The following is a 25526-nucleotide window of genomic DNA, read 5'->3' as shown; positions in this document are numbered from 1 at the left end:
CGGATGGGGGCCCCGGGATAGCCATCCGCCGCAACCCGTCGCGTCAGGCGACGGCCTTGACCACCCGCAGGATGACCTCGGCCACCGCATGCGGCTGAGAAGCCGGCAGCGCGTGCGAAGCTCCGGCGATCTCCACGACCTCGCGGGCACCGGCCCGCTCGGCCATGAACCGGTGCGCGGCCAGGGGGATGTTGAAGTCCAGCTCGGGATAGACGAACCACGACGGCAGATCCCGCCAGGCCGGCGTACCGGCCCGGTCGTTCAGCGCCCGGTCGTTCAACGGCCGCTGCGTGACGGCGTCCAAGGCGGCACGCTCCGCCGGCAGATCGGCGGCGAACTGCGCGTGGTAGCGGTCCTGACGGATGTACAGATCCGTGCTGCCGTCGGGCAGAGCCACCGGGAACAACGTCTCACCGAGCGTGCCGCCTGGAAAGCGGCCGCTCAGTTCGGCGATGCTCTCCCCTTCCTCGGGCGCGAACGGGTCTGGACCCCAGTGCCCGGCTGGGGGAACGTGACGGCGCCGATCTCCGACCGTGGTGCTCCTGCCCGAACTGACCCTCCACACGAGTAAGCGCCGCATCGAGCTGCCTACGCCGTGGCGGCGTCAGCGACGCCATGGCTTGTGCTCGGCCACTCGATCGCGACCGTTCCCCCGCGATGGCCGGCACGCATCCTGCCGAGCCGGCTCCGAACGGCGGTTCCGGGGCTCAGGTGACGTCGTCCACGGCGAGGAGCCCGGCGAGGCCGAGGAAGCACAGGCCGCTGCCGAGATCGATCCTGCGGTGGGTTCGCGCCGAGATCCCGATCGCCCCGATCCCGCTTCCGATTCCGATATAGCCGAGGCCGACAACGAACTCGATGGCGAGGTAGGCCGCCCCGAGCAAGACGAGCTGCTTGTCCGCGTCACCTGCCGGTCCGCCCGTGAACTGGGGCAACAAGGCGGCGAAGAGCAGCAGAGCCTTGGGATTGCTGATCCCCACGACGAATTCGTTGACGATGAGCGGCCGCAGCCTCTGGCCGGTGTCGGACGGGGAGGCGGTTGAGGTGGCGGCCGGCGCGCGCCGGGCACGGCGCAGACTCGAGAACCCGATCCACGCGAGATAGACGACACCCACCCACTTGATCACCGTGAGCGCCGTGGCCGAGGTGGCCAATATCGCGCCGAGCCCGGCCACGACCAGCCCGATGAGAACGACGAAGGCCGCCAGCCGCCCGCCGATTCCGGCCAGGGCGTACGCGGTGCCATGGCGTACGGCATTGCTCAGGCCAAGGAGCTGATTCGCTCCGGGGACGAGGGAGATGAGGAGAGCGGCAGGAATGAAGCCGACCCAGTTGATCATAGATATCCGCCTTGCATCCAGGTGCTGATGCACGTCGCTCACCCGCTGCGCGGATCTCCGCCGCGGTCCCGCGTGGGGGAGGAGAGACACGTTCGTACAAGGTGACCTGAGGCGGCTGCTCATTTCCAGATCTTCACCTGCCCACTTTTTGTTCGCGCGGTGCATGTTGTTCAGCGAGGGCCGGGACACAGGACTGGGTCACCGAGCAGCCGCTCAGCCCGGTCATCGAGTTGCGTGGCTTCGCGTCCGATCTCCGTCGCGACTGGGCGGCCGTCACCGCCGGCCCCACGGCGGCGAGGGTCGTCAGGCGATGGCTTTGACGGCCTGGAGGATGACGTCGGCGACGGCGGCGGGCCGGGAGGCATTGAGCGCCCGGTCGTTCAACGGCCGCTGGGGCGACGGCGTCCAAGGTGGCGCGCCCCGGTGACAGGTCGGCGGTGAACCGCTGGCGGTAGCGCTCCTGCCGGATGTACGGATCGGTGCTATCGGGCAGCGCGACCGCGTTCAGGGTCGTGCCCAGCGAGCCGCCGGGAAAGCGGCCGCTCAGCTTGGCGATGGAGGCCATCGGCTGACGGCACGCGCCACGCCGCACGTCCCGGAAACGGACGGTTCATGGGCAATGGACGAGCTGGCAAGTGGACAGTTCGCTCACCGACTATACGGAAGACCACTGCGACCCCGATTTCTCGAAGATCACTGACTGCCGGGGAAGGGCAATTCACCAGTAAGGAGTTTGACATGGAAGAACTGCCGACCGCTCTCGCCGAGAGTATCGAGGCGGAATTCATGTACCAGTACGTGTCGATGGCGCCGCCGCCGATGAAGTCCGCGTTGGGGATCGCCACCACGCGCATCGGTGGCGGCGTGGCGACGTCGGTGCGCAACGACCCCACCGAGTTCTGGAGCAAGGCGCTCGGATTCGGCTTCGACGAGCCGGTCACGCACGACCTCATCGGCCGCGTGGTGGACTTCTACCGGTCGCAGGACAGCAAGGTCGCCGTCCTCCAGATCGCCCCTTCCGTCCTGCCGCCGGACTGGGAGGAGATCCGCGCCGCCTACAATCTCCGCCCTGGAGCGTACAACGTGAAGCTGGCCTGTCCGGTTGAGACGTTCTGGCCCGGCGAGAGCAAGCTGGACATCAGGCCGGTCGGCCCGGAGGCCGCCATGGAATGGGCGACGGTCGGCCTCCGGGGGTTCGGGATGCCCGAGGAAGGGCTCGCCGAGATGCTGGCGGGCAGCAACGACCACCCGGATTTCCACCCGTTCGCCGCATGGGACGGCGACACGATGATCGCCACCGCCAACCTCTTCATCCGCGGGTCGATCGGCTCTCTCAACGCCGGCGCGACACTGCCCGAACACCGTAACCAGGGCGCGCAGTCAGCCCTGCTCGCCAGGCGCGCCATGGAGGCCGCGGCCATGGGCTGTAGCTGGCTGGTGGCGGAGACCGGGCTGCCGGCGCAAGGAGCGGCCAACCCCTCGCTGAACAACATGCTCCGCGCCGGGCTGCGCCCGCTGTACAGCCGGCGGGACTGGATCTGGCGGCCGGACGCCGGCTGACGTGACGCGAGCGACGGCATAGACCCGGCCGCACCGGCCGATACGGTGCCGCTGTGGCACCCACCCACCAACGAGGATGAGATCGTGCACGATTTTCGTCCATCTCTGCTGCCGTCCGGCGCGCACGCCGACCCCGCCGTGCTCGCGCGGCTGTCCGGCCTGGTCAACGAGGTCTACGCCGAGGCCGAGAGCGGCCTGTGGCATGCGGGCGCGGCCCGTACGACCGTCGAGGAGGTCGCCGAGCTGACCGCCGCCGGGCAGATCGCGGTGGCCTGCCTGGGCACGTACATCGTCGGCTGCGTCCGCATCCGCCCCCCGGATCACCGCGCGGCCGAGTTCGGCATGCTCGCGGCCGATCCCGCGCACCGCGGCCACGGCATCGGCCACGAGCTGGTCGCCTTCGCCGAGCGTCGCGCCCTCGACAGCGGACGCCCGGTCATGCAGCTCGAAATCCTCACGCCCCGGTCCTGGACGCATCCCTCCAAAGAGTTCCTGGCCGGCTGGTACACCCGGCTCGGCTACCTGCGGACCGGCGTCAGCCCGGTCGAGGGGTCCTACCCGGCGCTGGCTCCGTTGCTGGCCACCCCATGTGACCTGGTGGTCTACCGCAAGCGTCTCTAGGGGCTCGTCCGGGCGACGCCCGGAACAAGCCCTCGGTACCGAAGTCAGTGCCTGGGCGTTGCCCGGTGGCGATCGGCGATGGACGCGGCGTTCCACGCCACAATCACTTTTCGTTCAAGGTCAAAGGATCCTGCATGCGCATCGGCTTCGCGGTACCACAATATGGCGCCTTCGCCGACCCGGAATTCATCGGCCGTGCCAGTGCGAGTTTGGAGAGCATGGGCTACGACAGCCTGTGGGCGAGTGATCGCATCCTCGTGCCACTGGCACCCAGTGATCCATATCCTGGGGGAGACGGCACGATCCCGGAGGCCTTCACAACGTTCTTCGATCCGTTGTCGGCCCTGACCTTGGCGGCCCTCAGCACGAGCGACATACGGCTGGGGACCAGCACGCTCAACGCCTTGTGGCAGCCGGCCGTCGTGCTCGCTCGCAGCCTGGCCTCGCTCGACCTGCTCAGCCGCGGGCGGCTGGACGTGGGCATCGGGCTGGGCTGGTTGCGGGACGAGTACGCGGCGGCGGGGGTGCCCTGGCAGGGGAGGGGCGTCCGGCTGGAGGAGACGCTCGACCTGATGGAGACCCTCTGGGCCGAGGAGGTGGTGGAGCACAAGGGGCCGCTGTGGACGGTGCCGCCTTCCCACGTTCACCTCAAGCCCGCCCAACGACCCCGTCCGCCGATCCTGCTCGCCGGTTTCACCCATGCGGCCCTGGAACGCGTCGGCAGGCGCGCCGACGGCTGGCTGGGGGCGGCACTGCCTCAGCCGTACCTGGAGTCGTTGTGGGGTACGGCGCTACAGGCCGCCGAGCGGGCCGGCCGGGACCCATCGGCGCTGCGCATGGTGATACGGCTCAATCCGATGATCGTTGATGAGCCGGCCGACCCTGCCCACGTGCCCCATGCCGGTACCGTGAGCCAGATCATCGAGTACCTGTTCGCCCTGGGCGCGGCGGGCGCTCATGAAGTGTTCGTCGACGTGCAGGCGACGACACGATCGCGCGGCGAACTGCTGGATGTCGCGGAGTCCCTCATCACGGGGCTGCGCGCGGGTTGAGCGGACAACGGCCTTCCCGAATGAGTAGTCGCAAGCCCGATGCTGTGGTGCCGCGCACAGTCGGAGGGGCGGAGGAACTGGCGGCCTTCGGTGCCGCCCCGTACGACCCCGACTGCAGCGTGTTGTACGTGCACGGCTCCCCGGCATGGAGGAGTAGCGCTGTTGCCGCGCTGTTCGCGGCCGTATGGGGCAGTCGTTGGCTTTCCATGCGCACGAAGTCGTCGTCGCGCGCCCCGAGATCGTTTCATGTGGGTGTTTCGGTCGTCCAGCCGCATGCAACAACCCATGAAACAGAATCCGCACTGGTCGGCCGGCGTCGGCCGCATTGTTTCAAACGCCCGACGCGTCAGTGTTGGGACAGGAAGAGGAGAGACAGAGCCGTTTACTGGGCAGTCCCGGTGTCCGCCGTTGGGTGAGGAGGATGGGAGAATGCGTGAATCCGCTGCGGCGCTGCGGTCGAGTAGTCGCAGGCCTCGGGGCAGTGATGCGACGGGAGAGGAAGCATGCCGTGAACGAACTGACCGGTTGTGTCCCTCCCGCACGGTCCACCAGCACCTCCGGAGCAGGCGTCGGAGAGACGGCGGGCACAGCGTCACGCGTGTGGCCGAGCCCGCTGTGACGCTGGTCGGCCGGCGGTCCGAGATCCGTCGCATCCTGGACGTCATCGAGGCGGAGCGCGGCGAATCGCGGATCCTGCTCCTGCTCGGCGAGGCCGGCACTGGCAAGACGAGGTTGGTGGCCGCCGCCACCGACCATGCGCGCGGCGGCGGATGGGTCGTGCTGGCGTGTCAGGGCAGCGAAGCGGAGTCGCAGCAGTCCTTCGCGTCCTTGCACCAGTTGCTTCTTCCTGTCCTGCCGGAGGCCGGCACTCTTGCCGAGCATCTGCGGGGGGCGCTGGAGAGCGCGGTGGGCATCGCTCCCGTGGGCGGGCAGCCGGACCCGATGCTGCTGCGTGTGGCGGTCCTGACATTGCTGACAGGCGTCTCCCGGCGGCGGCCCGTCCTGCTGGTCGTGGACGACGTCCAGCACTCCGACCGAGACTCTCTCGACGTCCTCGGCTTCGTGGCCCGCCGTATCGCGGCGGAGGACGTTTCGGTGCTGCTGACGTCGCGTGGGCAGACTCCCCCGGAGGGTGTCGCCGGGGACCTGCCCACGCTGCTGCTGGGGCCATTGAGCGAGCAGGCCGCGGCTGACCTCGTGGACGCTCAGCCGCACCCGCCCACCGGCCGTACGCGGATCGACCTGCTCCAGCAGGCCGGCGGAAATCCGCTGGCCATCATCGAGCTGTGCCGGGCGGCCAAGATGGGTGGCACGGGAGCGCTGCCCGATGGTGGGCTGCCGCGGACGGAGCGCATCCAGCAGATGTACGCAGCGCGTCTGCACGGCCTGCCGGAGATCACCCAGCGGCTGATCCTGTACGCGGCGGCGTCGGAGTACGAAGACCTCGCCACGATCATGGCCGCCGCCGGCGCGGGGCAGGATATCGCGGTATGGGCTCCCGCCGAGGCCGCCGGCCTGGTCACCGTCGCGGACGGGCGAGTCGCCTTCCGGCATCCGCTGGCGCGTGCAGGCTCGTATCACGGGGCCCCGGCCTACCTCCGGCAGCGGGCGCATCGGGATTTGGCAGCGGCGCTGACGGCGGATCCGGCCCGCCGGGCCTGGCATCTGGCCGCCGCGTGCCTCGGCCAGGACGAGTCGGTGGCGGCGGCGCTGGAGGACACCGCGGAGCTCGCCGAGCGGCGCGGCGGGTTCTTCGCGGCGGCGCGGGCGCTGGAGCGCTCGGCGGAGTGCAGCCCCGCAGCCAGGGACCGGGCACGCCGGTACGCCAAGGCGCTCAGGGCCGCCAACAACGCCGGCGACCCCTCGTGGGTGCGCGAGCTGTACGGCAAGGTCACGGCGCTGACTCATGATCCGGACGTGCTAGGCCTGGCGGCGTGCGGCGCCGGCATGGCCCTGTCGTTGTTCGGCCACCAGCGGGAGGCGTTCCAGGTGCTGCTCGGAGCGCTGGAGCCGAAGTCCCCGAAGCATGGTACGACGGCGCTCGCCCTGACCGCCGTGCTTCAGGGAGTCGCGTTCCAGTCAGGGCTGCCCGAGGTCAGGGGCGGATAGCGGGCCTGCTCGACCGGATCGAGACCGGGGGCGGCGACACGCCCTACGCGGAGCTGGAGACGATCGCGGCCTTCGACGCGGTTCGGGCCTCCACCCTGGCCGGGGCCGACCCGACGAACGCCCCCGAGCTGTTGCGGCGGACCTTGCGGCCGAACCTGCCGGAGCCGCTGGTCGGCGTCGCGCAGATGAACCGGTTGAGCGCCGTTGGCTGCATCGCCTGGGCGGCCGACGAGTCCGAGCTGTGCGTGGAGTCCCTCCGGCAGGCGTACGCCATGTTCCGCACGTATGGCTCCATGGGCGTTGCCGCTCCTACGCTGGCGTTGATGGGTTCGGCGCTGATCGACACCGGGCGGTGGGCGGAGGCCGACGACCTGCTGGAGGAGGCCGCGACGCTCGCGGCCGTGCACAAGCTGCGGCACCTGGAGATCGACGTCGAGGCGCTGCGGGTGACCCTCCAAGCCCTGCGCGGTCAGCCCGCAGTCATGCCGGCCGACCCGGCTTGGACGGCCGTCGGCCTGGAGGAGAACCGGGCCACACACGCGCGCCTGCTGCACGCCGCCGGCACCGCCGCCGCGGCGGCGGGCGACTTCGACGGCGCGTTTCGTCACTTCCGGCTGCTGTTCGACGGGGACGGCGCACCTTTGCACTACTTCCTGTCGCACCGGTCGGTGGCCGACCTCGCGGCGGCCGCCCAGCGGACGGGCCAGTGGGAAGAGGCGGCCCGCATCGTGGCGGCGGTGCGCACCGCGCTGGGCCCGCGGCCGACGACCCGGATGACGCTGCTGCTTCACCACGCCGCCGCGCTGACCGGCGACCCGAAGGACGCCGAGCACCACTTCCGGCTGGCCACGGTGAACCCGGTGGGCGAGGAGTGGCCGCTGGCCCGGGCCCAGGCGAGGCTGCACTACGCGCAGTGGCTGCGCAGGCGGCGACGCCCGCTGGACGCCCGCCCGCTCCTGGCCACGGCGCTGGAGTCGTTCACCCGGCTCGGCGCGATCGGCCTGGCCGAGGAGGCACGCGGTGAGCTGCGGGCCAGTGGTGTGGCCACCTCGCCCGCCCCGGCCGATCCGCTGGCGGGGCTGACCGCCCAGCAGCGCCAGATCGTACGGCTGGCGGCGCAGGGACTACGCAACCGAGAGATCGCCGAGCAGCTGATGCTCTCCCCGCGCACGGTCAGCTATCACCTCTACAACGTTTATCCGAAGCTCGGCGTGAGCAGCCGCAACCAACTCCGGGCTCTGCTGGGCGATCTGTGACCGCCACGGCGAGCCGTCCGGCGGATGCGCCCATCTCCGAAGGCGGCAGAGATTCCGGGTCGTCGCAGACGGAGGGCAGCGCCGAGGGCGATCGCCCCAGCGGCCCGTGGGCCGCTGCTCGTTGATCACTACGACGACAGGAGAGGTGAGGCGCGTGAGTTTCGAGCCCGTCACGGGCCCAGGAGAGCCCGACCGCTTGGCCGTCGTCCTCGATCCCCTCGTTCAGCGGTTCGTCGAGGCCTCGGCCGCACCGCCCTACCTGCACCAGCTCGGTCCGCTCGACGGCCGGCAGGCGCTCCTGGAGATCCAGGGCCACGCGCACGACGACTTCGATGTAGACGCCGAGTACGCGGTGGCGCCGGTGGGCCCCTCCGGGCTCGTCGGCTTCTGGACGTTCCGGCCTCCACGGACGGCCGGTCCTCTACCCGTGGTCGTGTACCTGCACGGCGGCCGCTGGATGCTCGGCGACGCGCGGACTCACGCGCGCATGATCTGCGAGCTGGCGGCCGCCAGCGGCGCCGCGTTCGTGGTGCCCGAGTACACCCGCACGCCCGAGGCCCGCTACCCGGTCGCCCTCGAGGAGTCGTACGCGGTGCTGACCTGGTTGGTCGAGCAGGCCGCCGCCCTGGGGCTGGATGGCCGGAGGCTGGCGGTGGCCGGCGACTGTGCCGGTGCGACCATGGCGACGGCGCTCACCATGATGGCCAAGCAGCGTGGCGGCCCCCGTATCCGCGCGCAGCTGCTGTACTACCCGACGACCGACCCGTACTGCGACACCGTGTCGCGGGAAAAGTTCGCGTCCGGCTACCTTCTGACGCGCGCGGCGTTGGAGTGGTACTGGCAGCAGTACACCGACGACGGCGATGAGATCGCCGAACCCACTGCCTCGCCGCTGCGGGCCACCACGGCGGATCTCTCGGGGTTGCCTCCCGCCCTGGTCGTATCGGCGGAGGCGGACGTCGTCCGGGACGAGGGTGAGCAGTACGCGCGCCTGCTGCGGCGGGCGGGCGTGCCGGTGACCTGCGTGCGCTACCTGGGGACGGTGCACGACTTCGCATTCCTGAACCCGCTGCGGGACAGCCCGCCCACGGTGGCCGCGGTGAGGCAGGGTGGCCGCTTCCTCAAAGACGCCCTGGCCGACCGGCGCTGACACCGGCAGGCCGCCTCCCCACCCGCGGAGGAGATGGGTCCCCTCGCTTCAGGATGCAGCCAGCGACAGACCAGTCGTTTTACTGATGTGTCCGGAAAGGCAGGTTTGTCAGGCTGAGGTGCGTGAGGCCGCAGCGGCACGTCATGCACAGGGAAAGAGGCCAGGATGTCCACTGTCAAACCGGTTCTCGAGGAGGCCGCGCAGGCCTTCGCCGAGGCCACCGCCAACCCGCCCTACCTGTTCGACCTCGATCCCGCCGACGGCCGCAAGGCCGTGGACCAGGCTCAGACGCCCGAGATCGAGGTGCCCGGCACCGGCAAGGAGATTCTCACGGTCGCCGACGGGCTGACTGTGAGCGTGTTCCGGCCGGCGGGGGTGAGCGGCCCCCTGCCGGTGATCATCTATGTGCACGGGGCGGGCTGGGTGTTCGGCAACGACCACACCCACGGCCGTCTGGCCCGCGAGCTGGCCCTCGGCGTGGGCGCGGCGGTGGTGTTCGTCAACTACAGCGCTTCCCCCGAGGCCCGCTACCCGGTCGCGATCGAACAGGTCCACACCGCCGCCCGCTGGGTGGTCGAGCACGGCTCCGCCCATGGTCTGGACGCCTCCCGTCTGGCGGTCGCCGGAGACTCGGTCGGCGGGAACATGGCCATCGCGCTCACGTTGCTGGCCAAGGAGCGGGGCGGGATTCCGCTGGCGGCGCAGGTGCTGTTCTATCCGGTCACCGACGCCGCCTTCGACACCGGCTCCTACCACGAGTTCGCCGAGGGGTACTTCCTGCGCCGCGACGGCATGCAGTGGTTCTGGGACCAGTACACCACCGATCCCGCCGAGCGTGCGCAGATCACCGCCTCGCCGCTGCGAGCGAGCCTGGAGGAGCTGGCCGGGCTGCCGCCGGCACTCGTCATCACCGCTGAGGCCGATGTGTTGCGCGACGAGGGCGAGGAGTACGCGAACAAGCTGCGCGCGGCCGGGGTCGCGGTCACCGCTGTGCGCTACCAGGGCGTCATCCACGACTTCGTGATGCTCAACGCCCTGCGCGGCACTCATGCCGCCGAAAGGGCCATCCGCCAGGCCATCGACTTTCTGTCCACCGCGCTGAAGACCCGCTAGGAGTAATCATGACCACTTCGCCCACCGTCGTTCTCGTCCATGGGGCGTTCGCCGAGTCGGCCAGCTGGAACGGCGTCATCACCAGGCTGCGTGAGCATGACCTGCGCGTGATCGCCATCGCCAACCCGCTGCGTAGCCTGTCGGGTGACGCCGACGTCGTAGCCGGCCTGGTGTCCTCCCTCGACGGCCCGGTCGTCCTGGTCGGCCATTCCTACGGCGGCCAGGTCATCTCGGGCGCCGTCCGCGGCGACGACCGGGTCAAGGCGCTGGTGTTCGTGGCCGCGTTCGCGCCCGAGGAGGGCGAGAGCATCGCCGAGCTGAGCGGCCGCTTTCCCGGCAGCACACTCGGCGAGACCCTGAACGCGGTCGCGCTGCCCGATGGCAGCACCGATCTGTACATCCGCCAGGAGCGCTACCACCAGCAGTTCGCCGCCGACCTGCCGCCGGAGCGCGCCGCCCTGGACGCCGTCACCCAGCGGCCGTTGAACGATCGGGCGCTGCAGGACAAGTCCGGTCCGCCGGCCTGGCGGCACCTGCCGTCCTGGTTCGTCTATCCCGAACTGGACTTCAACATCCCGCTTGCCGCCCACCGGTTCATGGCGGAACGGGCCGGTGCCCGCGAGCAGGTGGAGATCGCCGGCGCCTCGCACGCGTTGCCCGCCTCCCAGCCCATCGCCGTCGCCGATGTCATCCTCAAGGCCGTCAAAGCCGTGGCATGACGGCCCTCACGCCGAAAGCCGACCAGCACATCAGCCACCGGGAGAGTCGGTAACATCGGCCGGCTCGGCGGGTCGCCCTCAGACGGGCGATCCGCCGAGCCGTCATCCAAGCCCTCACGGCGCTCGTCGCCGATGCGCGGGCGTCGCCCCGCCTCCGTGGCGGGGGGGTATGTCCGGTCAACCCGCTCTCGGTGGCCATGGCGGGAAGTACGTATCCCCCGCAGGACCGCCATCTGCCAGCAACAACCTTTAAGGAAATCGCTATGTCCCGTTCTTCTCGCACCCGCTTGGTCGTTCGTACCCTCGCCACCATGGCCATCGCTCCGGTCGTGGTCGGCTCGCTGCTGGCCGCCACCGCGACCAGTAGCGCCGCGAACTCGCAGAAGGCCAAGCCGACCATCGTCCTTGTCCACGGCGCCTTCGCCGACGCCTCCAGCTGGTCCGACGTCATCCGGCGCCTGCAGCGCGACGGCTACCCCGTCCTCGCCACGGCCAACCCCCTGCGCGGACTGAGCAGCGACGCCGCCTACCTGCGCAGCGTCCTGGACACCGTGCAAGGACCCGTGGTCCTGGTCGGCCACTCCTACGGCGGCTCGGTCATCAGCCAGGCAGCCGCCGGCGACCCCGACGTCAAGGCCCTGGTCTACATCGCCGCGTTCATCCCCGACGCCGGCGAAAGCGCCGGTGAGCTGGCCGGCAAGTTCCCCGGCAGCACCCTGGGCGAAACCCTGAGCAAGGCCTCCTACCCCCTGCCCGGCGGCGGCACCGGCACCGAACTGACCATCAAGCAGGACAGGTTCCGCAAGCAGTTCGCCGCCGACGTGCCCGCCACCACCGCCGCGATCATGGCCGCCACCCAGCGGCCGGTCTCCACCCTGGCACTGGAGGAGAAGGCCACCAAGGCCGCCTGGAAGGACATCCGCTCCTACGCCCTGATCGCCGGCCAGGACTACAACATCCCGCCCAAGGCCCAGCAGTGGATGGCCGAGCGCGCCGACGCCCGCACCGTCAGCGTCAAGGGCGCCTCACACGCGATCTCGGTCTCCGAACCCGCGGCGGTCACCGACCTCATCCGCCGCGCCGCCCGCTGAGAGACCACGGGCGCACTGCACAAGCCGAGCGCCACGGTCCGGAAGCGGTGATGGGCCATGCATGACGGACTTTCCCAAGTTGGACACAAAGAGAGATCTTGATGGCGGCGGATGAGCGGGCGGAAAAGCGGTTCGGCCTGCTGGGGCGGCGTCTGCAGAGTGCACGTGAAGCAGCGTTCGTCGGGCGGGAGGAGGAACTGGCGGTTTTCGGCTCGGCCCTGTTCGGCGGCGATTGCAGCGTGATGTTCGTGCACGGGCCCGGCGGGATCGGCAAATCGGCGTTGCTGCGACGCTTCGCCCAGGAAGCCGCGACGGTCGGCCGATCGGTGGCCACGATCGACGGACGCACCATCACCGCCTCACCTGAGGTGTTCGAAGCCGAGGCCGCCCCGATGCTGCGCGACGAGCGGACGGTGTTGCTGATCGACGCCTTCGAACAGATTCAAGGCCTGGAGGGGTGGCTACACGAACGGTTCTTGCCCAGGATGCCCGAAGAAGCGCTGGTCGTGGTGGCCGGCCGCACCCCGCCCGCCATTGCCTGGCGTGCCGACCCAGGCTGGGCACACGCTCTGGAGATGATGTCGCTGCGAGACCTGGCGCCCGCGGAGGCCAGGGCGTTGGTGGCCGCCCGCGGGGTGACGGCCGATCTGCAGGAGCCGCTGCTGGCCTTCGCCGGCGGGCATCCATTGGCCCTGGCGATCGGCGCCGCGGTGGCGGTCAAGGACCGGCAGGCCAGCAGCCGGTGGAGCCCGGATCAGAACGTGGTGGCTACGTTGCTGGACCAACTGATCGGCGAAATCCCATCCCCCGAACACCGGTATGCGCTGGAAGTGTGCGCCCACACCTACATGACCACCGAGACCCTGCTACGCGAGGTCATGCAGGACGAAGCCACATCAAGACAAGCATCGCCAGGTGATGTAACGCAACTGTTCGCCTGGCTGCGCCGGCTGCCGTTCGTCGAATCCACCACTCAAGGTTTGTTCCCCCACGATGTGATCCGCGAAGTGGTGGAAGCCGACCTACGCTGGCGCGACCCGCAAGGTTACGCCGACATGCATCAGCGCATCCACGCCCATCATGTCGGCAGGCTCTGCAGCGTGGCCGACCGCGATGCGCCGGACGCGGTCGGATCTCTGTACTTCTTGTACCGCCACAATGCGATGACCTCCGACTTCCACCATTGGCGCGGACAAGGAGAGGTCCAAGAAGACCTCTTCCAGCCCCAGGACATCGACGCGCTGATCCAGGTGGCCAACGCCGCGGAGAACGAGGAATCCGCAGCCGGCGCCGCTTACTGGGCCGAACGCCAGCCCCAGGCGTTCCGCCTCTACCGGCTCACAGAAACCGGCCAGCCGGTCGCCTTCTGCGCCTGGCTACGCCTGGAACACCTCGACGAACACGAACTCGCCACCGATCCGATCACCGCTACCGTCTGGGCACACGCCCGCGCCACCACCCCACTACGCGCCGGCGAACACCTGGCCATCGGCCGCAGCTGGGTCCTACCTCCCTACCGCGGCAGTTCGCCGGTGATGGACCTCATCCAATGGCGCGCCATCAGCAACTGCCTGCGCTCCGAACGCATGGCCTGGTCCTACGTGGTCATCCAGGACCCCGACTCCTCCGCCGGCTACCAGCGCCACTATGACATGCATGACATCACCGAACGGCCACAACTGGGTGGGCAAACCTACGGCCTGTTCGCCCATGACTGGCGTGCGGTATCCGCGCAGGCGTGGCTGGAACGCCTGAAGTACCTACTGCGGGCAGGACGGCAGGAACACACCGACGTCCCGGCATGCCAACTCGCCGTGCTGTCCCACGAACAGTTCACCGACGCCGTTCGCACCGCGCTGCGTCAGATGTTCCAGCCCAGCGCGCTGGCCACCAATGTCCTGGCCCGCAGCAGACTCGTCACCGAACATCCCGCATCCGATCCCGGCGCCGCTCTACGGGACCTGATACAAGAGACGATCAATAGCCTGCGCGACGATCCACGCAGCCATAAACTCCACCGCGCCCTGGCCATGACATTCCTACGCGGCGCCCCCGCTCAGGAAGTCGCCGCCGAACGTCTCGGCCTGCCCTTCACCACCTATCGTCGGCATCTCACGAGTGGCATCGAACGCGTGTGCGCGAGCCTGTGGCACCGCGAACTCTACGGAAGAACACCTGCCCGACCCGCTCGTCGAAGCGATCTTCCACACAGATACCGCCCATCTCGCACCCTTGCCAAGAACGCCCAGATCAGGTGACTGGTCTTCTTCTGGGTCCTGCCTCGGCCGCCAGTCGTAGTCAAAGCCCGGCCACGATGGCGCGCTGATCACATGCTCATCCGCGCGCGGCACGTTATAGGTCTCCGTTCACTTCCTTGAAAGGGCGCAATCATGACGCCTGTCATTCCCGGTTTCGACTACCAGCGCGTCCACGTCGCCGACGGCGTGTCCCTGAACGTGGCCATCGGCGGCTCGGGCAGCCCCATCGTGCTGCTGCACGGCTTCCCCGAGACGCACCTGATGTGGCGGCACGTCGCCGCCGACCTCGCGACCGACCACACCGTGATCGTTCCCGACCTGCGGGGTTACGGCGCCAGCGACAAGCCCGCCGAGACCGGCCCCGACGTCTACTCCAAGCGCACCATGGCCGCCGACATTGTCGCCCTGGCCCGCGCGCTCGGTCACGAGCGCTTCGCCCTGGCCGGACACGACCGGGGCGCCCTGGTCGCCTTCCGCGCCGCACTCGACCACCCCGAGACGATCACCCACCTGGCCAGCCTCGACGTGCTGCCCACCCTGGAGATGTGGGACGTGCTGCACGGCACCAGCGCCGCCGTCGGCTTCCACCTCTACCTGATGGCCCAGCCGCCTGGCCTGCCCGAGCAGATGATCGCCGCCAGCTCGGACGCCTTCTTCGGCTACTTCCTCGACATCTGGACCAACGACCCCCAGGCGATCCCCGCCGACGTGCGCGCCGCCTACCTGGACGCCTGCCGGAACGCGGTGCCCTCGATCGTGGCTGACTACCGCGCCTCGGCCGGGATCGATGTGATCCACGACCAGGCCGACCGCGACGCCGGGAACCGGCTGCGGATGCCGGTCACCGTGCTCCAGCAGGACTGGGGCGCCGCCCTCGGCTTCGACGCCGCCGCCCTGTGGCGCGCCTGGGCCCCCGACCTGCACCACAGCACCGTCACCAGCGGCCACTTCATGGCCGAAGAGGCCCCGGCCGACATCGCCAGAGCCATCTGCGACCTGCTCACCCGCTGAACGACGCCAACAGCCCGGGGCAGCCGGCCTTTCACCTTATGCTCGAACTCCGCCCGATGAGCGCCGCGTTCCCCTCCGCAGAGGTCATCCGGGAGATCGCCCGGCGGCCGGTGTCACCGCCACGGCCGGGCGCCTGTGTTCCGATACGGCCAGGAGAGGCAAACCCGGGCCGACGCAGCGGAAACCCCGGCCACGCCGGGGGCTCCGTGTTTCAGAAGAATTGAATGATATTTACCAGTGGTATTCACCCTTCGGCTGTCCGAACCGCCAATTCTGGTTGCTGGGCGATTTATCGAGCATGCCAGGCGGGCAATGGGTCACTCCGGTGTCTCCGCCGGCGTGGACGAGCTGTTTGCACTTGCCCATGGACTGCTCCGAGACCAGGGTGAAGTAGTAGTAGTCGTTCACCCTCCTATCGGACAGCGGATACCACAGTTGCCCATCGTCCGCCCTATTGCTGTCGCACTTGCTCATATAGGCTTCCGAGATCCCGTTGGTGTCCAGGCACCACGTGCCGCCATCGGGATCCACGGTCTTGCCCTCGCCGTACACGAACATGTGGGAGTCCGCCGTGAAGGTGTCGCGCGCGGGGACCACGACTTCCCGCCAGAGCCACTGACCCGGCTTGCAGGGCAACGCCTTCACGGTTCGGCCGCGGGGGACGAGGCAATGGCCGGTCGCGGACTGCAGTTGATGCCAGGAATAGGCGGCCGCGGTGCGCGGGCCGGCGACGGCCTGTGCGGGTTGAGCGGTGACCGCGGGCAGTGCCGCCGCGACGGCCAGACTTGCGAATAACCTCGTATGTCTTCGCATCATCGAATATCTCCAGAGCATGCGTGGACTGGCGACGCCGACTGCCGGGTCGCGAGGAAAACGTACGCGGCCCGTTTCCGCTCGACCAGATCACTTCGCTGCTCATTACCTGTCCGTCTTTGTGAATGCGGTGATCTGCCCTGCGCGGGCGCGATCGCCGGTCGGTGCCTCGGCCCAAGCGTCAGCGGGCCCGTCGGCGCAGGTTGGTGGCCGGGATGGTGCCATTGACCGTCGCGCCTCCGGCGCAGGTCGTCACGTTCAGCGTGCCGCCCGCCTCGGCGAAGGCGGCGCGCATCGAAGGCACGTCGAAGCCTTCGTCCGTTCCGTCCACGTCCTTGTCGTCGGCTCTGTCGAAACTCGCTGTCAGGCGCAGCCCGGAGGGCGCCACGGTGACGGCGAGCGACACGGTACGCGCCAGCTCGCGCCGCTCCACAGCGGACAGCACCATCCTCACGACCGACAACACCGCCGTGGTCGCCCGGGGGCGGCACGGCATGCTCGGGCAACGCCCAGATCTCCACGTATCTATTTGTGCGTCGCGTCCACTCGGCGAGGTCGGCTTGCAGCACCTCAGCCAGGCTTCGCTCCCCGCGCACGCTCACTCGCGCGATCACTGTGGATTCTCCCCTCTTGACACCTGTGGTCGCGGTCGCGGCCGTCATCGGTGTGTGCGCATGTCGGGTTTCGTCGGGCGAACGCCTGATCGGCTCGTATGCCCCGTACGTGCAGGTCGGGGTCCACTACCGCCATGTCGTCGGTGCCGATCCGGCAGGTGCCCGCGTAGTGGTAGAAGGAGTTCGGATTCCTGCGCAGGTACGCACGTATGGTGCCGTCCTTGTTCAGTCCGGGCCTCGGCAGTACCTCCTCGCCCCGCCACGGGTCCAGACCTGCGGCGTTGCCGAGCTGACGGGCGAGCCTGAGCCCCGCGACCATCGCGTCCAGGTCGCGGACGTCGGAGAGGTAGTCCGGGTCCAGCAGGGGCGGCACGCTCGGGTGGGCGCCGCGACCCGGCCGTGCCCGCGCAGAGCACGACCTCTCCGGGGCAGCCCGCGCGGAGCGTGACGCCGTCGACGGTGTAGTCGACGCCGGTGCACCGCCCGTCCCGGACGCGTACGTGGTGGACCAGCGCGCCGGTCACGACATCGAGGTTGGGCCGGTCCAGCACCGCCCCCAGCCCGCGCGGCCAGTCGACCGTCGAGCCGGAGGCCGCGTGAGCGTTCTCGGAAAGGCGCACGCACCCGGCGGTTCCGCCGCCTACGACGATGTAGTCGTAGCCGTCCAATCTGCCCTCCACGACTTCAGCCTGTACTGCCGCGCGTGCGGGCCAGGTCAATGACCACCGTTGGCTTGACGTTCGGCATCCGGCCGACGCCGATTCACATGCCGGTGTGGAGACGTACAGGTCAGAGCGACCATGACAGCCGTCCCCGCCAGATCGGTCAGCGCACGCAGTATCCGAGCAGCCTTCATTTCACGTCTCGATTCGTCCGAGCCCTGCCGGGTGCCATTTGAGATCAAGTCCCGGCCGAGCCAGGGCCCGCATGGGGCCCACGAATACCATCGCCGGGACGGCTGTCCCGAGGTAAGACCGCTTTCTGCTCGGTCATTGCTCACCCAACCCGGGCGACTCCGGGGGCGCGCCGCTGCTCGGCTCGGACCACACTCTCCCGGTGGCCGCGAATTGGGCAGAGAACGAACGTGTTTCTGATCACCGGGCTCACCGATCATTCCTATCAGCGGTCCCGTCCCAAGAATGGGCTCGATAACGGCTGTTCAGTTGACGTGCCGCGATAGGTGTATCTGAATCTCGCGCTCATTTTGAGTGGACGCGCCCAAGAAAGTAATGGAGTAAACCCGATGACGAGAAAAGTGGCCGGCGTCGGCGCCGCGGGGTCCGGGACACACACTGACCGCAGCCCGTGGAACTGGCTGCTGGTCGTGCCGATCGTGCTGCCGCTGCTGACGTTCCTGTTCAACGCCGACGAGCCGCGCCTGCTGGGCTTTCCGCTCTTCTACTGGCTGCAAACGGCCTTCATCGCGGTGGGCGTCGCCGCCACCACGATCGTCTACCGGATGACCAAGTGAGTGGGCACACGACCGAGCTGGTCGTTTTCGGCCTGCTGTTCCTGCTCGTCAGCGGCATGGGGTTCGTGGCCGCGCGCTGGCGACGGCCCGACGACATCGCCAGCCTGAACGAGTGGGGGCTGGGCGGCCGGAACTTCGGCTCCTGGATCACCTGGTTCCTGGTCGGCGGCGATCTGTACACCGCCTACACCTTCGTCGCGGTGCCCGCGCTGGTGTTCGGGGCGGGCGCGATCGGCTTCTACGCGATGCCCTACACGGTGGTGGTCTACCCGCTGGTGTTCCTGGTGCTGGCCCGGATGTGGTCGGTGTCGCACGTGCACGGGTTCGTCACCCCGGCCGACTTCGTCCGGGCCCGGTTCGGCTCGCCCACGCTGGCGCTGGCCGTCGCCATCACCGGGCTGGTGGCCACCATGCCGTACATCGCGCTGCAGCTGGTCGGCATCGAGGCGGTGCTCAAATCGATGGGCATCACCGGGCATCTGCCGATCATCATCGCGTTCGCCATCCTGGCCGCCTACACGTACCAGTCCGGACTACGCGCGCCGGCGCTGATCGCGTTCGTCAAGGACGCGCTTATCTACATCGTCATCCTGGCCGCGGTCCTCTACCTGCCGGCCAAGCTCGGCGGCTGGGGAGCCATCTTCGACGCGGCCGGGGCCAAGTTCGCGGCAACCCCCGCACTTGGCGACGGCACCCTGCTCAACGCCGGCAACCAGCTGCAGTACGTGTCGCTGGCGTTCGGCTCAGCGCTGGCGCTGTTCCTCTACCCGCACAGCCTCACCGGCGTGCTGGCGTCGAAGAACCGTAACGTGATCAAGCGGAACATGTCGGCGCTGCCCGCCTACAGCCTCGTGCTCGGCCTGATCGCGCTGCTCGGCTTCATGGCCATCGCCGCCGGCACCAAACCGATCATGAACCCGAACGGCAAGCCCGACAACAACACCATCGTGCCCCAGCTGTTCGACCAGCTGTTCCCCGACTGGTTCACCGGTGTCGCCTACGCCGCCATCGGCATCGGCGCGCTCGTTCCCGCCGCGATCATGTCGATCGCCGCGGCCAACCTGTTCACCCGCAACATCTACCGCGAATACCTCAACAAGAACGCCACCGACGCCCAGGAGGCCAGGGTCTCCAAACTGGTCTCCCTGGTGGTCAAGGTCGGCGCGGTGGCCTGCATCCTGCTGCTCGACCTGCAGTTCGCCATCGACCTGCAGCTCATCGGCGGCGTGATCATCCTGCAGACCCTGCCGTCGGTGGCCCTGGGCCTGTACACCCGCTGGTTCCACAAGAGCGGCCTGCTCGCCGGCTGGGCCGCGGGCCTGGCAGCGGGCATGTGGATGCTGTACACCATTCCGGGCGCGCCAGGAAGCGGGAAGCTGCACTTCGGCGGGTCCGCGTTCAGCCTGTCCAACCTGGGCCTCGACACCAAGATGACCATCTACGCCGGCTTCGTTGGACTGATCGTCAACCTGGCGGTGGCCGCGCTGGGCACACTGCTGTTCCGTGCGGCCAAGATCGCCGACGGCGACGACGCGACTTCGCGCGGCGACTACTTCGCCGACGAGGGCGACCCCAAGGTCAAGCACCTGGATCTGACCGGCTCGCACTGACCCGGCACCCGCACGGCCCGCTCCCGCACGCCCGGGGGCGGGCTTCGCCGTGGTTCAGCGCCGGCGGCAGCGGCCAGGGGCACTTGGGGCGAAGCCGCCGCGCGAGCACCCTCAGCACTCGCCGCCTTGACCACCGCCGCCAACTGGGCGCCCAGACCGACCAGCGGCGCTCCCACGCTGTCAGAAGATTCGAGAACCAGGTCTTAGCGAAGGTGCACCGGGAGGGCGTCCAGGCCGTTGATCAGCAGTGACGCGGTCCTGGTGAGGGTGCCGGGGGGAACGGCCAGGCGCAGGGCGGGGTAGCGGTCGAGGAGCATGCCGAGGGCGATGCGCGCTTCGGTGCGGGCGAGTGGCGCGCCGACGCAGTAGTGCAGGCCGTGCCCGAACGCGGTGTGCGCGGGCGCCTCGCGGGTGATGTCGAGCACGTCGCCGCCGGGGAACTGCGCGGGGTCGCGGTTGGCCGCGGTCAGGGCCACGATCACCAGCTCGCCGGCGGGGATCGTGACACCGCCGACCTCGACGGGCTCGGCGGTCCAGTACGGCAGCGTGTTCTGCAGCGGGCCGTCGTAGCGCAGCATCTCCTCGATCGCCGGTTCGAGCAGCTCGGGCCGCTCGCGGACCAGAGCGAGCTGGCCGGGATGGGTGAGCAGCGCGCGTACGCCATTGGCGATCAGGTGGGCGGCCGTCTCGTGCCCCGCGATGACCAGGAGGTAGACCATCGAGGTCAGTTCGTCCTCGGAGAGCCTGTGCTCGCCGTCGCGGGCGGCGATCAGGTCCGAGAGCAGGTCGTTGCGCGGCTTGCGCCGCTTGTCCTCGATCAGGCCGCGGGTGTACGCGAGCATCGACAGCGCGGCCCGCTGGTATTCCTCGAAGCCGTGGATGTCCGGCGACACGATCAGCGGGGTCCAGCTCCGGAAGTCGGGTCTGGCCTCCATAGGGATGCCGATCAGCTCGCAGATGACGTTGATCGGCAGCGGGACCGCGAGGGCGGGGACGAGGTCCGCCACGTCCTGGCCGCCGAGCGCGTCGAGCAGGTCGCCGGTCATCTGCTGGATCCCGGGGGCGAGCATCTCGACCCTCCGCCGGGTGAACACCGAGGTGATGAGCTTGCGCAGCCTCGTGTGGTCCGGCGGGTCGCTGTGGAGCATGCTGGTGTGGATGGCTCGGGCCGTGTCCTCGCCCAGTTTGCTCGCGTACACGCCGGTCTGCCAGCCGCCCTTGACCAGCCGCGGGTCCGACAGCAGCGCCCTGGCCTCGGCGTGGCTGGTGACCATCCAGCCCTGCCGGCCGGTCGGCAGGGTCACGCGATGGACGGGCCCCTTGCCGGTGAGCTCCGCGTAGATCGCGTGCCGCTCTCCGTCGGCGACGGCGGTGAACGGGTTCGGCCGGGTGTCCCCGGTCGTGGGGATTGGCATGACGCTCCTCACTCTTGTGCCCTGATTCTTTGATCCGCGTAGATGACGTTCATTCCGCGGCCTTGCCAGGAAACGCGAGGGGTGCGGTCGGAAAGGATGTGCCTTCCCGGCCGACGCGCCAACGTCGGCCGGGAAGGCACACGCGTGATCACTGCGGTCCCTGACTCCGGTCGCCCCCAGGACTCCCACGCCTCCTTGCCGGTGGCGGGCGTGTCACTACCAGGTCAGATACCGGCTGGGGGAGTCCAGGTAGGCTCGCTCGCCCTTGCACCACAGTTTGACGCGGCCGGTGTAGTTGCCGATCACCCCGCCCATCGGCTGCGGGTACTTGTAGCGGTTGTCGTACCAGTGCACCGGGTCTCCGTCGTCGCTCCAGCCACGCGGCCCGAGATACTGCAACCTGATGCTGCAGACGGGGTCCGTGTCCACCCAGGTGATCCAGCTGGAAACGAGGGCTTTTCTGGTGTTATTGCTGGTCTGGATGCAGACCTTCACCCGCGCCTCGGCACTCCACCCCTCGGCGTTGATGGCGTCCGAGCGTACGGACTTCAGCGTTCCGCTCTTACAGGCGGTGCCGTCTGCGAGTGCCGGGGTTGCGGTCACCGCGGTGGTGATCCCGGCGAGGGCGACCGCGGCCATGGCGCAACTCGCCGCCTTGGCAATTGGTCTGAACACTGATAGCTCCCTAAGTTTTCGAAGACACGTTTCTGAGGAGCCAGAGTCTGGTAGACGAAATTATTCGCCCACCACTCCGAAAGCTGTTCACTAACTGTCCGGGCACCTGAGCGCGGCCGGTCTGACCGGGTCACGTCACTCGTCATCACCCTCGGCTTTGAGGGTGCGATCGAGACGGTGGGGAACATGGGCGTCGACTCACTGCGGGGGCGGTTTCCGACGAGGTGATCTTCGGCGCCAAGACGCACAACGGGACGACCACCGCCATGGACGCCTGCGCCGCCTCGGCAGGTATCCAGACCGTACTCACCGGGATCCGGATGCCGCGCATGAACTCAATCATGGAGCGATGGGTGCGCAGTCGTGCCGCCACGAATTCCTGGACCGCTGCCTGCTCTGGAACGAGCGCCACCTGCGGCACGCCCTACGCGAGTACGAACACTTCTACAACCAGCACCGCGCCCATCAAGCCCTGGCCCAAGCCGCCCCGCTGCGTACTGTCCCGGACCCGATCACGGACCCCAACGAATCATCGACCTGAACATACGCCGACGAGATCGGCTCGGCGGAGTCCTCCACGAGTACTCGCATAACGCTTGACCTGCATGGATGGAATTTTCGGCAGGTGCAGGCGTGCACGCCAGACGAATTCGAGATTCTCCGGGCGATGGCCGCTGAACCTGATTCACCCGCCAGCAGCTGCTGGAGCGGACCAACGGCTATGACCGTGACTCCACCGAGCGTGCGATCGATGTGCACATGGCGAACCTGCGCAAGAAGATCGAGCTTGATCCTCGGAGGCCGGCTCACCTGGTGACCGTGTTCGGCGTCGGATACAAACTGACCGATGGACGGCAGCAGGGGGGCGTGGCGCGCCGACAAGTCGCGTAACCGGCAGACCGGCGGGAGTGGACTGGGGTTGGCCATCGTTCGCCAGTTGGCTGAGGCCCACGGGGGCTCCGCAACCGTGGCAAGCGTCTCTGGTCACGGCGCGACGTTCACCCTCCGGCTACCCATGAATCTGCCCCGTTGAATCACTACCTGTGGGAAGCACAGATGGCGGCTGGGTCGGCGAAGGCGCCATATTGAGGTACTGCGAAGCCGATACGCATGCAGAAGTTCCTTAACGACGAACGGCAAGTGCTTCGCGGATGCGGATCTGCGGAGGGTATTTTCGCCTGCTACTCAAGCAACAATTCATCTGCTGCCCACTTCTCGCTCACTCCGTCGGGAGACTCTCGCGCTGGGCCGGCCGTGACGGGCGGGGGCAGCGCGGGTGAACAGGACTGTGCCAGTCGGCCGATCCGGGCAGTGAGCGACGTTCTGGGGGAAATGTAGATTTCGCCCTCCATCCGCAGCACGCTCAAGAACCCGATGGGCTTTTGGAGCGTTCGCGGCGGGCCGCACCCCTGTTGCTCATCACCCACAAAGGCGACGTGCTCATCGTGGACGAAACCAGCTCACTCCGGTTCGTTCTCGGCCGGGCCTCCCACGGTGAAGGGTGTGGTGACTCCCTCGTACATGAGGTGGGCGGTCAGTCCTTCGGAGGCGTGGGGCAGGTTGTGGCAGTGGTCCATCCAGATGCCCGGGTTGTCGGCGACGAAGGCGATCTCGTACGTCTCGCCGACGCCGACCTCGAGGGAGTCGACCCACCAGGGGCTGCCGGTGGCGGGCACGCCGTCGCGGCTGAGCACGACCGCGTGGTGGCCGTGCAGGTGCATGGGGTGGGCCTCGCCGCTGTTGTTCGAGATGCGCATCCGCACCACGTCGCCCTGGGCTACGTGGAACATGGGCACGTCCGGATACATGTGACCGTTGATGGTCCACCACAGCCCGGGGACCCCGTCGAGGAAGCCGGGGCGGCGCCCCATGTCGTACTCGAAGCGCCGGTCGGGTGTGCCGGGGTCGAAGGCGAGCGGCGCGCGGGTGCCGTAGGTAAGCGGGTCGAGCGTTGCCGCCGGCCGGGGGATCGGGGGTGGGACGTGCGATGTCGAGCCGAGCACGACGGCGGACGGGCCGCCGAGGTGGATCCGGACCGGTGAGCCGTCTTCGGGCATGGTCACCTCGATGTCGGCGCGTCCTCCGGCGGCCACCGCCACGGCCTTGTCCTGGACCGGCGTGGGCTCGTTGATCTCGGTGCCGTCGATGGCGGCCAGCCGGTATGGCGCGCCGCTGACCCAGACGGGCATGACGCCGTACTCGGTGTTGATCACCCGGACCCGTGCCCGTGCGCCGGGTGGCACCCGGACGGGGACGTCGCCCTCGCGGCCGTTGATGGTGCGTACTCCGTTGTACAGGTGCACCAACGCCTCGACGTCGATCGTCTGGCTCGCGTCGGCGCTCTTGCCCGGCGGTGTGACGACCAGTGCCCCGAGCAGGCCCCCGCGCACCTGTTCGTGCGACATCTGGTGTGAGTGATACCAGAAGGTGCCCGCTTGGTCGGCGATGAACCGGTAGGTGAACTCCTTGCCGATGGCGACCGCGTCCTGGGTGACGCCGGCGACTCCGTCCGCGGCGCCTGGCACGTCGAGGCCGTGCCAGTGCAGCGTGATGCCCCCTGGCACCGACTCGTTGACCAGTCGCACCTGGACCAGTTGGCCTTGGGTCGCTTTGATGACCGGTCCGGGCGACTGGCCGTTGAGCGTGTACCCCTCGAAAGCGCGGCCGGAGGCCAGCCGGAACCGTTGCTTGCGGGCGACCACGGTCACCGCGATGTCAGCCGGACGGTCCGGGTCGGCGATCAGCTGGGTGACGTCACGCCCGGCCCCCTCCTGCCGTGCGTGGCCGCCGTGGGCCGATGCGCCTCCCCCGGAATGCTCCATGGAGCCGCTCGGCCCGCCCCCGTAATCCGCGTACCCCATGTCCATGACCGAATACGCCTCCGGCAGCAGGCTGTCCTGCCAGAGCCAGATCAGCGGCCCAAGGACGGCCGCGGTCGCGGCGTACGCGACTGCGAGACGGATGCGGCCGTCACTGGGGCGACTACGCCGCATGGCCGGCCGCGGGCTGCGGTTGCGTGGTGACGGGCGGGCTCACGGCCGCGCCGCGACGTGCCGCGTAGAGCGCCGCGGTGAACAGCAGCAGCGCGTTGAGGCCGTGCACGGCGCCTACGAGCGGAACGCTGTGGCCGACGACGCCGAAGGTGACCTGCAGGACGACGAGCAGAAGCACCAGCCCGGCCGCCTTCACGGCTCCCGGGACCTTCGCCCAGAACGACGAGATCAGCAGCAGCAGCGCGATGGCCGGGATCACGAACATCCCGTTCAGGGCGTGGCCGATAAGGCCGGCGACCTCCGGAAACGGTGTGCCCCCGCTCTCGGAGAACGACTTGTCGAGCACGCCGCCCTCAGAGATCCACTTGCCGAGCCCGGCGTCACCCCAGACTGCCATCGCCGCTTGCACGGCCACCTCGATCGCTACCAGATAAGCCAAGACCTTGTAGACGTGTTTCATCACGCCCTCCTTTTAAATAGCGGCTGTCAGGAGCCGCTGTTGTCGCGTGTCGCGGTGGGGAGCGCGACACGGTGGGGGTGCTCGGCGACTCGGAAGGTTGCCAGGAAGTACACCAAGGCGTCCTGGTGGACGGCTTCGCCTGGGTGACACGACGGGGGATGTGGGCGGCCATCACGGGTCCCTTCCGAGTCACCC

Annotated in this window: 26 protein-coding genes and 1 pseudogene; 16 read left to right on the top strand and 11 right to left on the bottom strand. The window is 68.8% G+C overall.

Annotated elements, in window-relative coordinates; all coding sequences use genetic code 11:
* Positions 1-43 precede the first annotated feature (43 nt).
* From H4W81_RS24085 to H4W81_RS24075, 3 genes are all read right to left on the bottom strand, one after another.
* Positions 44-580, bottom strand: a complete 537-nt coding sequence (locus tag H4W81_RS24085) for an alpha/beta fold hydrolase (protein ID WP_192776896.1) — start codon at positions 578-580, stop codon at positions 44-46.
* Positions 581-707: 127 nt separating this feature from the next.
* Positions 708-1340, bottom strand: coding sequence for a LysE family translocator (locus H4W81_RS24080; protein WP_192776895.1), 633 nt, complete (start codon positions 1338-1340; stop codon positions 708-710).
* 133 nt (positions 1341-1473) lie between these two features.
* The gene (locus H4W81_RS24075) at positions 1474-1905 is read right to left on the bottom strand and encodes a hypothetical protein (protein WP_192776894.1); all 432 of its coding nucleotides are present in this window, start codon (positions 1903-1905) and stop codon (positions 1474-1476) included.
* Positions 1906-2078: 173 nt separating this feature from the next.
* Between H4W81_RS24075 and H4W81_RS24070 the strand changes: the two genes are divergently transcribed.
* The 4 genes from H4W81_RS24070 to H4W81_RS24055 all read left to right on the top strand — a co-directional run bounded on the left by H4W81_RS24070 (position 2079) and on the right by H4W81_RS24055 (position 6682).
* Complete coding sequence (locus H4W81_RS24070) at positions 2079-2900, top strand: GNAT family N-acetyltransferase (protein WP_192776893.1); 822 nt, start codon at positions 2079-2081, stop codon at positions 2898-2900.
* Between the two features lie 84 nt (positions 2901-2984).
* Positions 2985-3521, top strand: a complete 537-nt coding sequence (locus H4W81_RS24065) for a GNAT family N-acetyltransferase (protein ID WP_318781919.1) — start codon at positions 2985-2987, stop codon at positions 3519-3521.
* A gap of 134 nt (positions 3522-3655) precedes the next feature.
* Complete coding sequence (locus tag H4W81_RS24060) at positions 3656-4573, top strand: TIGR03619 family F420-dependent LLM class oxidoreductase (RefSeq protein WP_192776892.1); 918 nt, start codon at positions 3656-3658, stop codon at positions 4571-4573.
* A 600-nt stretch (positions 4574-5173) separates the two neighbouring features.
* A complete protein-coding gene (locus H4W81_RS24055; protein ID WP_192776891.1) occupies positions 5174-6682 on the top strand; it encodes an AAA family ATPase in 1509 nt (502 codons plus the stop codon).
* Between the two features lie 43 nt (positions 6683-6725).
* Here H4W81_RS24055 and H4W81_RS24050 read toward each other — a convergent pair whose 3' ends face one another.
* Positions 6726-6965 carry a hypothetical protein gene (locus tag H4W81_RS24050; protein WP_192781475.1) on the bottom strand — a complete coding sequence of 80 codons (240 nt, stop codon included), beginning with the start codon at positions 6963-6965 and terminating at the stop codon, positions 6726-6728.
* 40 nt (positions 6966-7005) lie between these two features.
* Here H4W81_RS24050 and H4W81_RS24045 point away from each other — a divergent pair, with 40 nt between their 5' ends.
* The 7 genes from H4W81_RS24045 (at position 7006) to H4W81_RS24015 (ending at position 15280) form a co-directional block, all read left to right on the top strand.
* The gene (locus H4W81_RS24045; protein ID WP_225958764.1) at positions 7006-7938 is read left to right on the top strand and encodes a helix-turn-helix transcriptional regulator; all 933 of its coding nucleotides are present in this window, start codon (positions 7006-7008) and stop codon (positions 7936-7938) included.
* A gap of 154 nt (positions 7939-8092) precedes the next feature.
* On the top strand, positions 8093-9088 hold the full coding sequence (locus H4W81_RS24040; protein WP_192776890.1) for an alpha/beta hydrolase: 996 nt from the start codon (positions 8093-8095) through the stop codon (positions 9086-9088).
* A gap of 165 nt (positions 9089-9253) precedes the next feature.
* Positions 9254-10201 (top strand): alpha/beta hydrolase, encoded by a 948-nt coding sequence (locus tag H4W81_RS24035; RefSeq protein WP_192776889.1) that lies wholly within the window; start codon positions 9254-9256, stop codon positions 10199-10201.
* A gap of 8 nt (positions 10202-10209) precedes the next feature.
* Positions 10210-10920 carry an alpha/beta fold hydrolase gene (locus H4W81_RS24030; protein WP_192776888.1) on the top strand — a complete coding sequence of 237 codons (711 nt, stop codon included), beginning with the start codon at positions 10210-10212 and terminating at the stop codon, positions 10918-10920.
* Between the two features lie 311 nt (positions 10921-11231).
* On the top strand, positions 11232-12011 hold the full coding sequence (locus tag H4W81_RS24025; RefSeq protein ID WP_192776887.1) for an alpha/beta fold hydrolase: 780 nt from the start codon (positions 11232-11234) through the stop codon (positions 12009-12011).
* Positions 12012-12112: 101 nt separating this feature from the next.
* Positions 12113-14269: an ATP-binding protein gene (locus H4W81_RS24020; RefSeq protein WP_192776886.1), complete on the top strand. Its 2157-nt coding sequence runs from the start codon at positions 12113-12115 to the stop codon at positions 14267-14269.
* 132 nt (positions 14270-14401) lie between these two features.
* Positions 14402-15280, top strand: a complete 879-nt coding sequence (locus H4W81_RS24015) for an alpha/beta fold hydrolase (RefSeq protein WP_192776885.1) — start codon at positions 14402-14404, stop codon at positions 15278-15280.
* 231 nt (positions 15281-15511) lie between these two features.
* Here H4W81_RS24015 and H4W81_RS24010 read toward each other — a convergent pair whose 3' ends face one another.
* The 3 genes from H4W81_RS24010 to H4W81_RS24000 form a co-directional block, all read right to left on the bottom strand.
* A complete protein-coding gene (locus tag H4W81_RS24010) occupies positions 15512-16096 on the bottom strand; it encodes a hypothetical protein (protein WP_192776884.1) in 585 nt (194 codons plus the stop codon).
* A 178-nt stretch (positions 16097-16274) separates the two neighbouring features.
* Positions 16275-16556 (bottom strand): hypothetical protein, encoded by a 282-nt coding sequence (locus H4W81_RS24005; protein WP_192776883.1) that lies wholly within the window; start codon positions 16554-16556, stop codon positions 16275-16277.
* 107 nt (positions 16557-16663) lie between these two features.
* A complete protein-coding gene (locus H4W81_RS24000) occupies positions 16664-17080 on the bottom strand; it encodes a GMC oxidoreductase (protein WP_192776882.1) in 417 nt (138 codons plus the stop codon).
* Between the two features lie 870 nt (positions 17081-17950).
* Here H4W81_RS24000 and H4W81_RS23995 point away from each other — a divergent pair.
* Together H4W81_RS23995 and mctP are read left to right on the top strand one after the other, a co-directional pair.
* On the top strand, positions 17951-18178 hold the full coding sequence (locus H4W81_RS23995) for a DUF3311 domain-containing protein (RefSeq protein ID WP_192776881.1): 228 nt from the start codon (positions 17951-17953) through the stop codon (positions 18176-18178).
* Complete coding sequence (gene mctP, locus H4W81_RS23990; RefSeq protein WP_318781918.1) at positions 18175-19788, top strand: monocarboxylate uptake permease MctP; 1614 nt, start codon at positions 18175-18177, stop codon at positions 19786-19788. The genes H4W81_RS23995 and mctP overlap by 4 nt, the downstream gene beginning before the upstream one ends.
* A gap of 203 nt (positions 19789-19991) precedes the next feature.
* Here mctP and H4W81_RS23985 read toward each other — a convergent pair whose 3' ends face one another.
* Entirely contained in the window at positions 19992-21203 is a 1212-nt protein-coding gene (locus H4W81_RS23985) for a cytochrome P450 family protein (protein ID WP_192776880.1), read from the bottom strand.
* Positions 21204-21419: 216 nt separating this feature from the next.
* The gene (locus H4W81_RS23980) at positions 21420-21878 is read right to left on the bottom strand and encodes a hypothetical protein (protein WP_192776879.1); all 459 of its coding nucleotides are present in this window, start codon (positions 21876-21878) and stop codon (positions 21420-21422) included.
* 349 nt (positions 21879-22227) lie between these two features.
* On the opposite strand from H4W81_RS23980, the gene H4W81_RS23975 reads away from it, so the two are divergent.
* The 3 genes and pseudogenes from H4W81_RS23975 to H4W81_RS23965 form a co-directional block, all read left to right on the top strand.
* Positions 22228-22419 (top strand): transposase, encoded by a 192-nt coding sequence (locus H4W81_RS23975; RefSeq protein WP_225958763.1) that lies wholly within the window; start codon positions 22228-22230, stop codon positions 22417-22419.
* 158 nt (positions 22420-22577) lie between these two features.
* Complete coding sequence (locus H4W81_RS23970; protein WP_318782513.1) at positions 22578-22769, top strand: winged helix-turn-helix domain-containing protein; 192 nt, start codon at positions 22578-22580, stop codon at positions 22767-22769.
* Positions 22747-22911: pseudogene (locus H4W81_RS23965) on the top strand (ATP-binding protein); the annotation flags it as partial. The gene H4W81_RS23970 and the pseudogene H4W81_RS23965, both read left to right, overlap by 23 nt.
* A gap of 427 nt (positions 22912-23338) precedes the next feature.
* Here H4W81_RS23965 and H4W81_RS23960 read toward each other — a convergent pair.
* The gene (locus H4W81_RS23960) at positions 23339-24871 is read right to left on the bottom strand and encodes a multicopper oxidase family protein (RefSeq protein ID WP_192776877.1); all 1533 of its coding nucleotides are present in this window, start codon (positions 24869-24871) and stop codon (positions 23339-23341) included.
* A complete protein-coding gene (locus H4W81_RS23955; RefSeq protein ID WP_192776876.1) occupies positions 24861-25331 on the bottom strand; it encodes a hypothetical protein in 471 nt (156 codons plus the stop codon). Before H4W81_RS23955 ends, H4W81_RS23960 begins: the two co-directional genes overlap by 11 nt.
* Positions 25332-25526: the final 195 nt, after the last annotated feature.

The organism is Nonomuraea africana (genome assembly GCF_014873535.1).
Classification (GTDB): domain Bacteria; phylum Actinomycetota; class Actinomycetes; order Streptosporangiales; family Streptosporangiaceae; genus Nonomuraea; species Nonomuraea africana.
The sequence above is the reverse complement of the archived record's forward strand: the minus strand, read 5'-3'. Positions and strand labels throughout refer to the sequence as shown.

Bases quoted from the DNA above. Each gene is read 5' to 3' on its own strand.
- H4W81_RS24085 (WP_192776896.1), bottom strand. From the start codon at position 580: ATGCGGCGCTTACTCGTGTGGAGGGTCAGTTCGGGCAGGAGCACCACG.
- H4W81_RS24080 (WP_192776895.1), bottom strand. From the start codon at position 1,340: ATGATCAACTGGGTCGGCTTCATTCCTGCCGCTCTCCTCATCTCCCTC.
- H4W81_RS24075 (WP_192776894.1), bottom strand. From the start codon at position 1,905: ATGGCCTCCATCGCCAAGCTGAGCGGCCGCTTTCCCGGCGGCTCGCTG.
- H4W81_RS24070 (WP_192776893.1), top strand. From the start codon at position 2,079: ATGGAAGAACTGCCGACCGCTCTCGCCGAGAGTATCGAGGCGGAATTC.
- H4W81_RS24060 (WP_192776892.1), top strand. From the start codon at position 3,656: ATGCGCATCGGCTTCGCGGTACCACAATATGGCGCCTTCGCCGACCCG.
- H4W81_RS24045 (WP_225958764.1), top strand. From the start codon at position 7,006: ATGGGTTCGGCGCTGATCGACACCGGGCGGTGGGCGGAGGCCGACGAC.
- H4W81_RS24035 (WP_192776889.1), top strand. From the start codon at position 9,254: ATGTCCACTGTCAAACCGGTTCTCGAGGAGGCCGCGCAGGCCTTCGCC.
- H4W81_RS24030 (WP_192776888.1), top strand. From the start codon at position 10,210: ATGACCACTTCGCCCACCGTCGTTCTCGTCCATGGGGCGTTCGCCGAG.
- H4W81_RS24025 (WP_192776887.1), top strand. From the start codon at position 11,232: ATGGCCATCGCTCCGGTCGTGGTCGGCTCGCTGCTGGCCGCCACCGCG.
- H4W81_RS24020 (WP_192776886.1), top strand. From the start codon at position 12,113: ATGGCGGCGGATGAGCGGGCGGAAAAGCGGTTCGGCCTGCTGGGGCGG.
- H4W81_RS24015 (WP_192776885.1), top strand. From the start codon at position 14,402: ATGACGCCTGTCATTCCCGGTTTCGACTACCAGCGCGTCCACGTCGCC.
- H4W81_RS24010 (WP_192776884.1), bottom strand. From the start codon at position 16,096: ATGATGCGAAGACATACGAGGTTATTCGCAAGTCTGGCCGTCGCGGCG.
- H4W81_RS23995 (WP_192776881.1), top strand. From the start codon at position 17,951: ATGACGAGAAAAGTGGCCGGCGTCGGCGCCGCGGGGTCCGGGACACAC.
- H4W81_RS23985 (WP_192776880.1), bottom strand. From the start codon at position 21,203: ATGCCAATCCCCACGACCGGGGACACCCGGCCGAACCCGTTCACCGCC.
- H4W81_RS23975 (WP_225958763.1), top strand. From the start codon at position 22,228: ATGGGTGCGCAGTCGTGCCGCCACGAATTCCTGGACCGCTGCCTGCTC.
- H4W81_RS23960 (WP_192776877.1), bottom strand. From the start codon at position 24,871: ATGCGGCGTAGTCGCCCCAGTGACGGCCGCATCCGTCTCGCAGTCGCG.
- H4W81_RS23955 (WP_192776876.1), bottom strand. From the start codon at position 25,331: ATGAAACACGTCTACAAGGTCTTGGCTTATCTGGTAGCGATCGAGGTG.